13 protein-coding genes are annotated in these 14,031 nt (G+C 66.6%); 1 reads left to right on the top strand and 12 read right to left on the bottom strand.

The genetic code is table 11. From position 1 onward, the window contains the following. Nucleotides 1-7: 7 nt before the first annotated feature. The 5 genes from fliJ to fliF form a co-directional block, all read right to left on the bottom strand. Nucleotides 8-472 (bottom strand): flagellar export protein FliJ, encoded by a 465-nt coding sequence (gene fliJ, locus F9K07_RS26040; protein ID WP_159596171.1) that lies wholly within the window; start codon nt 470-472, stop codon nt 8-10. Then, complete coding sequence (gene fliI / locus F9K07_RS26035; protein WP_236582062.1) at nt 469-1,893, bottom strand: flagellar protein export ATPase FliI; 1,425 nt, start codon at nt 1,891-1,893, stop codon at nt 469-471. Before fliI ends, fliJ begins: the two co-directional genes overlap by 4 nt. Before the next feature lie 162 nt (nt 1,894-2,055). Continuing rightward, a complete protein-coding gene (locus F9K07_RS26030; RefSeq protein ID WP_159596169.1) occupies nt 2,056-2,763 on the bottom strand; it encodes a FliH/SctL family protein in 708 nt (235 codons plus the stop codon). Nucleotides 2,764-2,923: 160 nt separating this feature from the next. Beyond that, the gene (fliG, locus tag F9K07_RS26025) at nt 2,924-3,922 is read right to left on the bottom strand and encodes a flagellar motor switch protein FliG (RefSeq protein WP_159596168.1); all 999 of its coding nucleotides are present in this window, start codon (nt 3,920-3,922) and stop codon (nt 2,924-2,926) included. Between the two features lie 21 nt (nt 3,923-3,943). Then, nucleotides 3,944-5,641 (bottom strand): flagellar basal-body MS-ring/collar protein FliF, encoded by a 1,698-nt coding sequence (fliF, locus tag F9K07_RS26020; protein ID WP_159596167.1) that lies wholly within the window; start codon nt 5,639-5,641, stop codon nt 3,944-3,946. Between the two features lie 181 nt (nt 5,642-5,822). Between fliF and fliE the strand changes: the two genes are divergently transcribed. Next, a complete protein-coding gene (gene fliE, locus F9K07_RS26015) occupies nt 5,823-6,137 on the top strand; it encodes a flagellar hook-basal body complex protein FliE (RefSeq protein WP_159596166.1) in 315 nt (104 codons plus the stop codon). Nucleotides 6,138-6,210: 73 nt separating this feature from the next. Here the strand turns inward: fliE and F9K07_RS26010 are convergent, their stop codons facing one another. The 7 genes from F9K07_RS26010 to F9K07_RS25980 all read right to left on the bottom strand — a co-directional run bounded on the left by F9K07_RS26010 (nt 6,211) and on the right by F9K07_RS25980 (nt 13,905). Next, complete coding sequence (locus F9K07_RS26010) at nt 6,211-6,510, bottom strand: flagellar protein FliT (protein WP_159596165.1); 300 nt, start codon at nt 6,508-6,510, stop codon at nt 6,211-6,213. A gap of 3 nt (nt 6,511-6,513) precedes the next feature. Beyond that, nucleotides 6,514-6,927, bottom strand: a complete 414-nt coding sequence (fliS, locus tag F9K07_RS26005; RefSeq protein WP_159596164.1) for a flagellar export chaperone FliS — start codon at nt 6,925-6,927, stop codon at nt 6,514-6,516. 221 nt (nt 6,928-7,148) lie between these two features. Then, nucleotides 7,149-8,324 carry a flagellin gene (locus tag F9K07_RS26000; RefSeq protein WP_159596163.1) on the bottom strand — a complete coding sequence of 392 codons (1,176 nt, stop codon included), beginning with the start codon at nt 8,322-8,324 and terminating at the stop codon, nt 7,149-7,151. Between the two features lie 277 nt (nt 8,325-8,601). Further along, entirely contained in the window at nt 8,602-9,753 is a 1,152-nt protein-coding gene (locus F9K07_RS25995; RefSeq protein WP_159596162.1) for a flagellin, read from the bottom strand. A 133-nt stretch (nt 9,754-9,886) separates the two neighbouring features. Beyond that, nucleotides 9,887-11,083, bottom strand: a complete 1,197-nt coding sequence (locus F9K07_RS25990) for a flagellin (protein ID WP_159596161.1) — start codon at nt 11,081-11,083, stop codon at nt 9,887-9,889. A gap of 145 nt (nt 11,084-11,228) precedes the next feature. Beyond that, nucleotides 11,229-12,638: a flagellar filament capping protein FliD gene (gene fliD / locus F9K07_RS25985; protein WP_159596160.1), complete on the bottom strand. Its 1,410-nt coding sequence runs from the start codon at nt 12,636-12,638 to the stop codon at nt 11,229-11,231. A 76-nt stretch (nt 12,639-12,714) separates the two neighbouring features. Next, the gene (locus tag F9K07_RS25980; protein WP_159596159.1) at nt 12,715-13,905 is read right to left on the bottom strand and encodes a flagellin; all 1,191 of its coding nucleotides are present in this window, start codon (nt 13,903-13,905) and stop codon (nt 12,715-12,717) included. Nucleotides 13,906-14,031: the final 126 nt, after the last annotated feature.

The following is a 14,031-nucleotide window of genomic DNA, read 5'->3' as shown; positions in this document are numbered from 1 at the left end:
GGGGGCTTCAATGGCGGGCCAGGGATTGCGCCAGGTGCTGGCGCAGGTGGATGGTCAATGCCATCTCGTCGGTCTGCTTCTGGTCCTGGCGTTGGACCTTGAGGTCGATGGCCTGTTGTTTGCGGTCGGTGAACTTGCGCAGGCCGGCCAGGTCGCGTTCGGCCACGTGCACCTGTGCCTGGGCCTGGTCGATCTGTTGCTGCCGCTCGCTGAGCACGCTGTGCTGGAATTCCATGGCGTGGTGAATCTTTTGCATGAACTGGCGGTGGTGCATGAGCAGGGCCGCGTCCACCCCCACCGCGCTGCGCGATGCCCAGCGGGCTTCGGCTTCCTTCGCGTACGCGGCCAATTGGTCCATCTGGCTCTGCGCGGCTTGCAGCTCGCGCTGCTTCTGGGCCAACGCGCCCAGGGCTTCGTCGCGCCGTTTTTCCGCGATGTCCACCACCTTGTGCAGGGTTTGTAGCTGGGTCATGCGCTATATGGGTTGTGGTGCGGGCGGGCCTGGCGCTGTGGCGCGGCCTTCTCCTTCTCGTCCTGCAGCGCCTCCTTCATCTGCTGCAGGCTCTCGGGCAGCGAAGCGGCTTCGTGCATGCCCTGCATCAGGAAGCGTTGCAACGCCGGGTAGAGCACGATGGCACGGTCGGTCTCGGGGTCGCTGCCGGCCACATAGGCGCCGAGCTGGATCAGGTCGCGGCTCTTCTGATAGCGCGAATACAGGCCGCGGAAGCGGCGGGCCATGTCCAGGTGCACCGCACCGGCCACGTTGTGCATCACGCGCGAGGCCGAGGCCTCAACGTCGATGGCGGGGAAGTGGCCCGACTCGGCCAGCGCGCGCGAGAGCACGATGTGGCCATCGAGAATCGCGCGCGCCGCATCGGCGATCGGGTCTTGCTGGTCGTCGCCTTCGGAGAGCACGGTGTAGAACGCGGTGATCGAACCCCTGCCGTTGAGCCCGTTGCCGCTGCGCTCCACCAGCTGCGGCAGCTTGGCGAAGCACGAAGGCGGATAGCCCTTGGTGGCGGGTGGCTCGCCGATGGCCAGCGCGATCTCGCGCTGCGCCATCGCGTAGCGGGTGAGCGAATCCATGAGCAGCAGCACGTCCAGGCCGTCGTCGCGGAAGCGCTCGGCGATCGCGGTGGCGTAGGCCGCGCCCTGCATGCGCACCAGCGGGGGCGCGTCTGCGGGAGCCGCCACGACCACGGCGCGTTGGCGGCCTTCGACGCCGAGGATGTCCTCGATGAATTCCTTCACTTCGCGGCCGCGCTCGCCGATCAGGCCGACCACGATCACGTCGGCCTTGGTGTAGCGCGCCATCATGCCCAGCAGTACGCTCTTGCCCACGCCGGAGCCGGCGAAGAGGCCGATGCGCTGGCCACGGCCCACGGTGAGCAAGGCGTTGATGGCGCGAACGCCGGTGTCCAGCGGCGTGCGCACCGGGTCGCGTTCCATCGCGTTGAGCGGTGCGCGGTCCATGGGTTCGATGTCGACGTTCTCGATCGGCCCCATCTTGTCCAGCGGGTTGCCGTGCGAGTCGACCACGCGGCCGAGCAGGCCACGGCCCAGGGGCAGGCGCAGGGTGCCCCGGTCGTCGGGCGAAGGCGGCTTGTTGGCCTGGCCCACGCGCGGCACGGTGCGGTAGGGCGCCAGCGGCGTGACGCTGGCGCCGCTGGACAGGCCATGCGTGTCGCCAGCGGGCATGAGGTAGGCGCGGTCCTGGGAAAAACCCACCACCTCGGCCAGCACCGGCTCCTTGTGGCCGTTGTCGATCAGGCACTGCGAACCCACCGGCACCTTCAGGCCCACGGCTTCGAGCACCAGGCCGGCCAGCCGGGTGAGCGTGCCGCGCACTTCCAGCGGCGTCTTCACGCTGGCGCTGGCGCGCACGTCTTCCATGAAGTTGCCCCAGCGGCTTTCTGGCCCAAAGACACTGTCGGTCATGCGGTGCTCCTCGCGCTCACGGGTCTAACCCAGAGTCGCCGCCGGGCCGGCTTTGCCGGACGGCCAGCGACGCCCCCTTGAGGGGGGCGCGCGAAGCGCGGCAGGGGTGTGTCCTGTCTATACATCGGCGTTCTCCGGGTTCCACGGGGTTTCGAGGCCGAGGTTGCCGACGGCGCGCGTCCAGCGTTTTTCGATCGTGGCGTCCACCCGCATGGAGGGCGATTCGATCAGGCAGCCGCCGGGGCTGATGGCCGCATCGGCCACGAATTCCACCGGGTGGTTTCCCATGTTTTCCTGCAGTGCGCCTTGCATCAGGGCGAGGTCGCCGGGGTTCATGCGCACGGTGGCGGGTTGCCCGTCGTCCACGAGTTGGTCCAGGGCTTCGGCGATCACCGGCTTCATGTGCTCGGTGTCGCTCTTGAGTTCCTGGCGCACCACCTGGCGCGCCAGGTCGCAGGCCAGTTCCAGGATCTGGCGCGAGATCTTGGCTTCGCTCTTCTTGAGGTGGTCGCGCGTGTTGTGCAGCAGTTGCGCCATGCGCACGGCGGTCTCTTCGGCGGTCTTGCGCACCGTGGCTTCGAGCGCGTCGCGCACTTCCTGGCCACCGGCATCGCGGCCGCGCGCGAAGCCTTCGGCGTAGGACTGCTGGCGCGCTTCCTGCAGCACCTCGGAGGTCACGCCCTCGGCGGGCACGGGATCTTCGCTCACCGATGCCTTGGGTGTGTCGTCGCTGCCATCGACAGCGGAAAAATGCCAGGCCGACACGCCCGAGATTTCTTCGCGCGGGATGAAGCGGGTATGGGGATTGGGTTTGCTGGATGCCATGGAATTCAGATCGACACGTCAGCGCGAGGCGCCACGAAAGAGGTGACGTCATCCAGGGGCACCGAGGGTCCGGCTTCGCCGGCCCCAGGTGTCGCCCCCCTCCCGCCGAAGGCGATAGAGAGGGGGGAGCCGCGAAGCGGCGCGGGGGGTGTTTTCTTCCTCATACAAAAGCCTCTTCTTCGCCGCCACCCATGATCACGATCTGGCCCTCGTCGGAGAGACGGCGAACGACCTTGAGGATTTCCTTCTGCTGCGCTTCCACTTCCGACAGCCGCACCGGGCCGCGCGATTCGAGGTCTTCGCGCAGCGCTTCGGCCGCGCGGCTGGACATGTTGGAGAGCACGAGTTCGCGCAGCTCGTTGGTGGCACCCTTGAGCGCGATCACCAGCGACTCGGTGGCCACTTCCTTGAGCACCATCTGCACCGACTTGCCGTCGAGCTTGAGCAAGTCCTCGAAGGTGAACATCTTGTCCATGATCTTCTGGGCCAGGTCGGCGTCGAACTCGCGGATCGACTCGATCACCGAGGTCTCGATCTGCGTGCCCATCATGTTGATGATCTCGGCGGCGGTCTTCACGCCGCCCATCGAGGTCTTGCGAATCTTGTCGCCACCGGCCAGCACCTTGTAGAGCACTTCGTTGAGGTCCTTGAGGGCGGTGGGCTGGATGCCTTCGAGCGTGGCGATGCGCAGCATCACTTCGTTGCGTGTGCGCTCGGTGAAGTTCTTGAGCACGCCCGCGGTCTGGTCGGACTCCAGGTGCACCAGAATGGCGGCCACGATCTGCGGATGCTCGTTGCGCAGCAGTTCGGCGATGGACAGCGGGTCCATCCACTTCAGGCTTTCGATGCCGGAGACGTCGCCACCCTGCAGGATGCGGTCGATCAGCAGCGAGGCCTTGTCGTCGCCCAGCGCGCGCTTGAGCACCGCGCGCACGTAGTTGTCGGTGTCGGACACCAGCAGGCTCTGCGAGGACGCCGCGTCGGTGAACTTCTGCATCACCTGGTCCACGCGCTCGTGCGACACCGAGCGCGTCTTGGCGATGGTCTCTCCCAGTTTCTGCACTTCCTTGGGCGAGAGGTGCTTGAACACTTCGGCCGCTTCCTCTTCGCCCAGCGACATGAGAAAGATGGCCGCGTCCTGAATGCCTTGGTCTTCCATGATCTTGCTCCCTGTGCGCGCTCAGGCCGGCGCTTCGCCGTTGACCCAACCCTTGACGATGTTCGCCACGGCGGCCGGATTTTCGAGCGCCAGGCGCTTGGCGTCCGAGAGGCGCAGGGCTTCGGGCGTGGGCTCGTTGCTCGGCATCGGCAGCCCTGGGCGCTCCGGTGTTTCGTTGAGCACCGCGCTCAGGGGCTGCACGGCGGTGGCCTCCAGGCGCGGCGCGGGGTTCTTGATCAGCTTGAGGCCCGGGCGCACCATGCCCAGCAGCAGCAGCAGACCCAGGCCGACCATGCCGATCGGCCAGGCCAGGCTGCGCATCACGTCCTGGTTGGCGGGTTGTTGCCACCAGACGGCCTCGTCCGCTTCGCTGGTCTTCTCGACGTTGAAGGCAGCGTTCACCAGGTTCACCGAGTCGCCGCGCTCGCGGTTGAAGCCGATGGTTTCGCGCACCAGGGCCGTCATCTGTTCGAGTTGTTCGGGCGGGATGGCGGCGGTGGTTTCCTTGCCGGCCTTGTCCAGCGTGGTGCGGTGGTTGATCACCACCGCCGCGCTCAGGCGCCGGACCTGTCCGCTGGACTCGCGCACCACCTTCACGGTCTTGTCGACCTCGTAGTTCACCACCGACTGGCGGCGCATGTTGCCGGCCTGGTCGGTGCCGTTCTGGGCGCTGGCCACGCCCACCGGGGCCGCCGCGCCGTTGATGGGCGCGGTGCCGGTGGCCGGAGGCTGGTTGCTCACGGCGCCGGGCACGCCCGAGGGCTGCGCGCGCGCGCCCGATCCGTCCTCCAGGGTCTGCGTGCTGCGCACCGTGGCCGTGGTGTCGGCGCCCTGGTTCGGGCGGTGCTGTTCGCTGGTGGATTCGACTTGCGAGAAATCGACCTCGGCGCTCACCTGTGCCTTGACGTTGTTGCGGCCCACTAGGGGCTCCAGCATGTCCAGGATGCGGCGGGTGTAGAGCTGTTCGAGCTGCTGCACGTACTGCAGCTTCTGGGTGTCCGCGCCCTGCGCCTGCCCATCGGGCGGGCTGGAGAGCAGGGAGCCGGCGTCGTCCACGATGCTGACCGCCTTGGGGTTCATCTCGGGCACGCTGGAGGCCACCAGGTGCACGATGCCGGCGACCTGCGCGCGGTCCAGCGTGCGCCCGGCGTGCAGCGTGAGCAGCACCGAGGCGCTGGGTTTCTGCTGCTCGCGGAAGAAGCCATTCTGGTTCGGCAGGGCCAGGTGCACGCGCGCCGAGGCCACCGAGGAAAGCGATTGGATCGAGCGGGTGAGCTCGCCCTCGAGGCCGCGCTGGAAGGTCAGGCGTTCCTGGAACTGGGTCATGCCGAAGCGGTTGGCTTCCATGAGCTCGAAACCGGTGACCGAGCCCTTGGGCAGGCCTTGCGAGGCCAGGCGCAGGCGCGTGTCGTGCACCTTGTCGGCCGGCACCATGATGGCCTGGCCCCCTTCGGCGTGCTTGTAGGGCACGTTCATCTGCGAGAGCTGGGCCACGACCGCGCCGCCGTCCTTGTCGCCCAGGTTGGCATAGAGCACGCGCCATTCGGGCTGGCGGCCCATGAAAAAGAAGGCCAGCGCCACGGCGATCAGGGCCAGCGCGCCCACGCCGAGCTTGACCTTCTGCGCCGGGTCCATGCGCGCAAAACCTTCGCCGAAGGCACTGCGGGGTTTCGCGGTGGTCGGCGTGATGTCCAGTTCGGCAACGGCGGTGGTGCTCATGGCATGGGCTTCGGGTTGGGGGTCGATGCACGGGGGCGGAACCCCTGGTGCGGTCGATTATTCGGTCCCGGTGCCCCCGCCATAGCCATGAAAAGGCGGGGGATTGCACCCTTATTCCCGGCCCGCGGCGGGGAGGGCCGGCCTAGCATCGTCCCATTCGTTTTCTTGGAAGGAGTCCCCCATGGACATGCGCATTTCCCCTCTGGGCAGCCAGGCCCTGAACGGCATCGGCTCATCGGCCTTGAAGAAGCCGGGGGCGGCGGGGGGCGTGGAGTCCGGCTTTGCCGCCAACTTCAAGAATGCGCTGAAGGAAGTGAGCGCCTCGCAGGAAGCCGCCTCCAACCTGCAGACCCAGGTGCAACTGGGCAACCCCAAGGTGAGCCTGGAAGAAACCATGCTCGCCATGCAGAAAGCCCAGGTGGGGTTCCAGGCCACGCTGCACGTGCGCAACCGCATGGTGCAAGCCTATTCCGACATCATGAACATGAGCGTCTAGAGCAGGACTCCCCGCAAGGCGCGCCACGGAGGGGGGAAGCCGCGCAGCGGCGCAGGGGGGTGATCTCTGATCTCTAGTGCACCGCCGGGCTGCCCCTGTCGATCATCTGCGCCAGATCGCTCAACCAGGGCTCGGCCAGACAGCGGATCTCGGCGTCGGTGCGCAGGATGCGTTGCATGATCCGCACCTTCTCCTTGCGCTCGTCCGGGCCGAGTTCGTCGGTCTTGGACTTGTAGCGCAGCTGTGCGATCAGCACCGCGCAGGCACCTTCGAGGCGCACCACTTCGTCCCAGTTCTCGCCCTGGGCGGCCACCAGCATCTGCTGGCTGGTGTTTTCGATGGCCTTGTAGTAGTCGATCAAACCGTGTTCCATTTTTCAGGCTCCCTGCAACGCGCCTTCGGTGCGCATCTGCTTCCATGAGTCGGCCAAGGGTTCGATGAGGTTGAGCACCTCGCGGATGGGGGCGATGTCGTTGCGCAGGTTCGCCAGCGTCAGGCGCTGGATGCTGTAGTCGTACAGGCTCTTCAGGTTGGCCGCCAGCTGTCCGCCTTCCTTCAGGTTCAGGCCGGCCTTGAGGCCTTCTTCCATGATGCGGATCGACTTGCCAATGGCCATGCCCTTGGCCACCACGTCCTGGCGTTCCAGGGCGCCACGGGCCAGGTTCAGGCTCTGGATCAGGGCCTCGAACAGCATGGCGACCAGCGTGTGCGGGTCGGCCGTCTGCACGCCGGTGTCGACGGCAACGCGTTTGTAGGCGGAAGCGGCGCGGGTATTGACAGAGGTGAACATGGCTTGGGTTCCTGCTGTGGTCTGATGCTTTTCTTATCGGCACTCAGCGGCGTGTCTGTAGGTCTGAACGGCAGCAATTGGTGGGGCAATGGTGTGCTTTTTCCCCTTCTCTTTTGCGCCGGCGCGCCGACGTGGCGGCCGTCTCACGGGCAAAAAAAAGGCCGCGCGGCTTTCACCGCGCGACCACCCCCTGGAGGAGAACGGATGGGGCCGCCGCGCGATCAGCGCAGCAGCGAGAGCACGCCTTGGGCGCCCTGGTTGGCCTGGGCGACCATGGCGGTGCCGGCCTGCTGCAGGATCTGGGCACGCGAGAGGTTGGAGGTTTCCTTGGCGAAGTCGGCGTCCACGATGCGGCCGCGCGCAGCCGAGATGTTCTCGCCCGTGATCTGGATGTTGGCCACGGCGTTCTCGAAGCGGCTTTGCAGGGCACCGAGGTCGGCGCGCGAGCTGTTGATCGAGTTGATCGCCTTGTCGATCACTTGCAGGGCCTTCTGTGCGTCGCCGAAGCTGTTCACGTTGATGGCCGACAGCGTGGTCAGCGTGGCGGGCGGCGCGGTGTCGCCAGGCGCGCCGGTGGTGGCCGCGGTGAAGGCCGCGCCGAAGTCGGTGGCGGCGGTCAGATCGCGGCTGGAGAAGATTTCGTAGCCGCCAGCGGCCAGTTCGCGCGCGAACACACCGGTATCCGAAGACTTGGCGTTGATCGCGTCCACCACTTGCGTGGTGCGCTGCGCGGCGGTGGTGGAGGCGGCGATGCCACCCAGGGCCACGTCCACGCCCGCAGCATTCTTGATCGACCAGCCGGCGGTGCCCGCAGGGATCGCGGCGTTGGCGGCGGTGGAAGGCGCCGCCACGGTTGCCACGAAATGTTCGGTGGCGGAGAGCTCGCCCAGCGAGCTGGTCTTGGCGCTGACGATGCTGTCGATGGCGATGCCTTCACCGGCGTTGGCACCGACCTGGAAGGTGGCGTTGGCGAACGAGCCGTCGAGCAGCTTGGTGCCGTTGAACGAGGTCGTGCCGGCCACGCGGTCGATTTCCTTGCTCAGCTGCGTCACTTCGGCCTGCAGGGCCGTGCGGTCGCTGCTGTTGTTGGAGGCGTTGGCCGATTGCACGGCGAGTTCGCGCATGCGCTGCAGCATGTCGCCGACCTTGCCCAGCGCGCCTTCAGCGGTCTGCGCCAGCGAGATGCCGTCGTTGGCATTGCGCGCGGCCACCGAGAGGCCACGCACCTGGGCGTTCATGCGCTCGGAGATGGCCAGGCCGGCGGCGTCGTCCTTGGCGCTGTTGACGCGCAGGCCCGAGGACAGGCGCTGCATGGAGGTGGCCAGCGAAGAAGAGGTGGTGCCCAGGTTGCGCTGGGCGGTCATCGACATCACGTTGGTGTTGATGGTGGTAGACATGAAAAACTCCTGTTGAGCGGTTGAGTGAGCTGAACTTGTCCGGTTGCCCGGGCCACGAACCCTCAGTGAAGTTCGTTGTGTCTAACTTCGGTGGCGCAGTCGGAATCTTTAGCGCGTTACGTATGTTCCGTTCGAGTTGAGCTTGTCGAAGCCTTCTTGTGATGTTGGTTTGCAAGGGCTTCGACAAGCTCAGCCCGAACGGGATATTGAAAAGAAAAAAGGCGGTTGCGCGGTGTTCACCGCACAACCGCCACTGGAGGCGATGCCCGCGACGCGATCAGCGCAGCAGCGAGAGCACGCCTTGGGCGCCTTGGTTGGCCTGGGCGACCATGGCGGTGCCGGCCTGCTGCAGAATCTGGGCGCGCGAGAGGTTGGAGGTTTCCTTGGCGAAGTCGGCGTCCACGATGCGGCCGCGCGCAGCCGAAATGTTCTCGCCCGTGATCTGGATGTTGGCCACGGCGTTCTCGAAGCGGCTTTGCAGGGCGCCGAGGTCGGCGCGCGAGCTGTTGATCGCGTTGATCGCCGTGTCGATCACCTTGAGCGCCTTTTGTGCGTCGCCGAAGCTGTTGACGTTGATGTCGTCGAGCTGGCTGGTGGCGGCGGCGCCGACGGCCACCGTGCCGGTGGCAGCGGCGGTGAAGCCGCCGAAATCGGCCACGGCGATCGCGCTTTCGCCGAACACTTCGAAGGCGGTCGCGTTGCCGTTGGCGTCCAGCGTGGCCTTGGCGAACACACCGGTATCCGAAGACTTGGCGTTGATCGCGTCCACCACTTGCAGGGTGCGCTGGCTGGCGGTCGTTGCGGCGGCGATCGGACCCAGCTCCACGCCCTTGACGGTCAGGTCGCCGGCCGCGATGGCGACGTTCGCACCGGCCGTGGTGGTGATGGTGCCGGCGCCGGTGATCAGCGAGGTGTCGCCCAGTGAGCTGGTCTTGGCGCTGACGATGCTGTCGATGGCGATGCCTTCGCCGGCGTTGGCACCGACCTGGAAGGTGGCGTTGGCGAACGAGCCGTCGAGCAGCTTGGTGCCGTTGAACGAGGTCGTGCCGGCCACGCGGTCGATTTCCTTGCTCAGTTGCGTCACTTCGGCCTGCAGGGCCGTGCGGTCGCTGCTGTTGTTGGAGGCGTTGGCCGACTGCACGGCGAGTTCGCGCATGCGCTGCAGCATGTCGCCGACCTTGCCCAGCGCGCCTTCGGCGGTCTGGGCCAGCGAGATGCCGTCGTTGGCATTGCGGGCGGCCACGTTCAGGCCGCGCACTTGTGCGTTCATGCGCTCGGAGATGGCCAGGCCGGCGGCGTCGTCCTTGGCGCTGTTCACGCGCAGGCCCGAGGACAGGCGCTGCATGGAAGTGGCCAGCGAAGAAGAGGTGGTGCCCAGGTTGCGCTGGGCGGTCATCGACATCACGTTGGTGTTGATGGTGGTAGACATGAAAAACTCCTGTTGAGCGGTTGAGTGAGCTGAACTTGTCCGGTTGCCCGGGCCACGAACCCTCGGTGAAGTTCGTTGGTTTCTATTTCGGAGGACGCCACGAATTCTTTAGCCCACCGGTCTCCCGGGACGGTCAGCGCAGCAGCGAGAGCACGCCTTGCTGCGCCTGGTTGGCCTGGGCGACCATGGCGGTGCCGGCCTGTTGAAGGATCTGGGCGCGCGAAAGGTTGGAGGTTTCCTTGGCGAAGTCGGCGTCGACGATGCGCCCGCGTGCGGCGGCGATGTTCTCGCCCGTGATCTGGATGTTGGCCACCGCGTTCTCGAAACGGCTTTGCAGGGCACCCAGGTCGGCACGAGCCGAGTTGATGGTGGTCATTGCCTTGTCGGCGAGCGTGATCGCTCGGCCTGCGCCGATCACGGTACTGACGTCCAGGTCTTCCAGCTGCTGGACCCAGTTGGCTCCGGGGCCACCAGTCAAGCCAAAGGTGCCAAGACCTGCGGCGCTGCTGGTCCCCCCGCTGATGTTGAAGCCCGCTGCAGCACCGCTGCTGTCCACCCAGTCGGTCACGGAGTCGAGCGACATCTGGGCGGTACCCGCGACCGCGCGCGCAATCAGCCCGGTTTCGGAGGTGGCGGCGTTGAAGGCTGCCTCCATCTTTTTCACGACTTGCGCTGCCGTGTCCCCCAAGGCGACGTCCACATCCCTCACGGAGATGATGTTCCCCTTCGGGCCCGTCACCGAAATGCCGCTGATGGTGCCTGCCGACGTGGCCGTTCCTGCGGCCCAGCTCATTCCCACCGTGGAGAGGAATGTGGCGCCCCCGAGGCTCGCAGAGCGTACGTCGGCCGTGCTCTGGAGAGAGATAGCCTCGCCGGCGTTGGCGCCGACCTGGAAGGTGGCGTTGGCGAAGGAGCCGTCGAGCAGCTTGGTGCCGTTGAACGAGGTGGTGCTCGCCACGCGGTCGATTTCCTGGGTAAGCTGAGTCACTTCGGCTTGCAGGGCCGCGCGGTCGCTGCTGTTGTTGGAGGCGTTGGCCGATTGCACGGCCAGTTCGCGCATGCGCTGCAGCATGTCACCGACCTTGCCCAGCGCGCCTTCGGCGGTCTGCGCCAGCGAGATGCCGTCGTTGGCGTTGCGGGCGGCCACGTTCAAGCCACGCACTTGCGAGTTCATGCGCTCGGAGATGGCCAGGCCGGCGGCGTCGTCCTTGGCGCTGTTGACGCGCAGGCCCGAAGACAAGCGTTGCATGGACGTGGCCAGCGACGAAGACGTGGTGCCCAGGTTGCGCTGGGCCGTCATCGACATCACGTTGGTGTTGATCGTCGTCATGGAGGAACTCATGAGAGAGGGGGGCGGAACCGTTCACCCGATGGTTCTCACTTCGGTGTCGCGCTTGGATTCTTGAGGCGTAGCCCGCAAAAAAAAGCCCTGGTCGCGGGGCGCCAGGGCGAGGGAGAAAGTCGGCTGCGCGCTGTCAGGAGCTGGCCTTGTTCCACTGCGCGATCTGTTGCGTGACGAAGGCGTTGAGCGAATTGAGCTGGCCCACCATCGCGTCCATCGCGTTGTATTGCTTGAGGTAGCGCGTCTCGGCGCGGGAGGCGCGCTCGTTCACCTTGTCCTGTTCCTTGGTGTTGCGCGTGACGGCCGCGCGCAGCGACTCTGTGCGCGACGTCAGCGTGCCGCTGGCCCCGCCGAAGCCTTCGGCAAACGTCTTGAGTTTCTCGCCGAAGCCTTGCGCCGTGGGGTCGATGTGGTCGGCGTTGAACAGGTTCTGCACAGCATCCGGCTTGTCCAGCGCCTCGCTGAGCTTGGTGCTGTTGATGCTCATCTTGCCGCCCGACTTGATCTCGATGCCGATGTCGGCCAGCGTGGTGAACTCGCCACCGGGGGTGAACGAGCGCATCATGCCGCGCAGCGCGCCCTGCAGGCCCACGGCGGTGCTGTCGCCCTGCAGCGACCCGGCCACCTTGGTGTCGGGGTTGTAGCCGGTGGTGCTGGTGAGCATGTCGTTGAGCGCGTTGTACGCGTCGACGAAGGACTGGATGGTCTTGGTCATCGCCTCCTTGTCGAGGGTCACCGCGACCTCGGCCGGCGAGGTCGTGAGCTGCGAGAACTGCAGCGTGATGCCGGGGATACCGTCCTTGTAGGTGTTGCTGGCCGAGACGATGTCGATTCCGTTGATGGTCGCCAGTGCGTTCGCGCCGTGCGTGATCTGCACGCCCGAGGCCACGCCGGTCTGCACCGCCAGGCGAGACAGGCCGTCGGTGGCCACGCCGTCGGCGTCGGTGGCCTGGACCTCGAAGCCCAGGGCTTCGCCCGTTTCCTTCGAGCGCATCAAAAGCCGCTCGCCCGAGGCGTCGCGCAGAACGGTGGCCGTGACGCCCGCGTCGGCGGCGTTGATCTTGGCGGCGATCTGGGTAAGGGTGTCTTCGCCCTCGGCGATCTCGATGTCCACCGGGGTCTTGTCGCCCGCCACGAACGAGCCGGAGCTCCAGTCGCCGATGGTGATCTTGAGGCTGCCCGCGCCCATGGCGGTGTCCTTGGGCACGGCCACGCTGGCGGTGGATTGCGCCTTGGCCAGCTGCTGCACCTCGACCGACATCGCCGTCGGTGCGGTGCCCGCGGCCACGGTAATGCCTACCGCCTTGTCCTGCGAGGAACTGCCCTTGACGGCCTTGAACGCGTTCGGGTCGGCCAGCTTGGTGCCCAGTTCGCCGAGCGAATTCATCATCGACGTCAGCGTGCCGAAGACCGAGATCCTGCTCTGGAACTTGGTCGCCTGCGCCTGCAGGGGCACCAGCGGGGCGCGTTCGAGCGCCACCAGTTGCGAGACGATGCTGTCGATGGGAACGCCGCTGGCCAGGCCGGTGGAGGAAATGCCCATGTCAGATCTCCCCGCCGGCGCGGCACGGTTGCGTGAAGGAGCAGGTGGCGTGTGGTGTCATGGCGTGTGTGGTGGATCAGGAGCGCAGCAGCGAGAGCACGCCCTGCGGAACCTGGTTGGCCTGCGCCACCATGGCGGTGCCGGCCTGTTGCAGGATCTGCGCGCGCGAGAGGTTGGAGGTTTCCTTGGCGAAGTCGGCGTCCACGATGCGCCCGCGCGCGGCCGAGAGGTTTTCCGCCGTGATCTGGATGTTGGAGACCGCGTTCTCGAAGCGGCTTTGCAGCGCGCCCAGGTCGGCGCGCGAGCTGTTCACCGCGTTGATGGCGTTGTCGATCACCTTGAGCGCGAGTTGCGAATCGCCAAAGCTGTTGACGTTGATGTCGGCCACGAACGAGTCGGCGGCGGCCGCGGTGGCCGCGCCCGCACCGGTCGTGCCAGCGCCGAAGTTGCCGAAGTCACCGGCCACCAGGGCGCGGTCGGAGAACACCTCGTAGCCATCCACCACGCCGGCGGTGTAGGTGGGACGGGCGAACACGCCGGTGTCGGTGGACTTGGCGTTGATCGCGTCCACCATCTGGCCCGCGCGCTGTGCCAGTGTGGTGGCCTCGCCGATCGGGCCGAGGTTCACGGCCACGCCGTCGGCGCCGTTGATGGTCAGCGGCGTTGCGCCACCGGTGGGAATGGCGGCCAGCACGGCCGGCGCGACCGGCGTGGCCGGCGGCACGATCTTGGCCGTCATGTGCACGGCGGTCTGGCCGAGCGCGGTGGTGTTGGCGTTGACGATGCTGTCGATGGAAATGCCTTCGCCCGCGTTGGCGCCGACCTGGAAGGTGGCGTTGGCGAACGAGCCGTCGAGCAGGTTGGTGCTGTTGAACGACGTGGTCTTGGACACGCGGTCGATTTCCTGGCGCAACTGCGTCACTTCGGCGTTGAGGGCCGTGCGGTCGCTGCTGTTGTTGGAGGCGTTGGCCGACTGCACGGCGAGTTCGCGCATGCGTTGCAGCATGTCGCCGACCTTGCCCAGCGCGCCTTCGGCCGTCTGGGCCAGCGAGATGCCGTCGTTGGCGTTGCGCGCGGCCACGTTCAAGCCGCGCACCTGGGTGTTCATGCGCTCGGAGATCGCCAGCCCGGCGGCGTCGTCCTTGGCGCTGTTGACGCGCAGGCCCGAGGACAGGCGCTGCATGGAAGTGGCCAGCGAGCTGGACGTGCTGCTCAGGTTGCGCTGAGCATTCATCGACATCAGGTTGGTGTTGATGGTGGTGGACATGGCTAACTCCTGTAAATGGGACCTGGAAAGTGAACCGGTTTGACAGGCTCTTGTGCCCATCGCCGCGTCGACCCTTTCGGGCCTCCACCGTCGCTGCTCGCCGCCCTTGCCGGGCTGCACGACGAA

This window comes from Hydrogenophaga sp. BPS33, assembly GCF_009859475.1.
GTDB lineage: Bacteria > Pseudomonadota > Gammaproteobacteria > Burkholderiales > Burkholderiaceae_C > Hydrogenophaga.
Note: the sequence above shows the minus strand (reverse complement) of the source record. Positions and strands in the feature narration are given on the sequence as shown.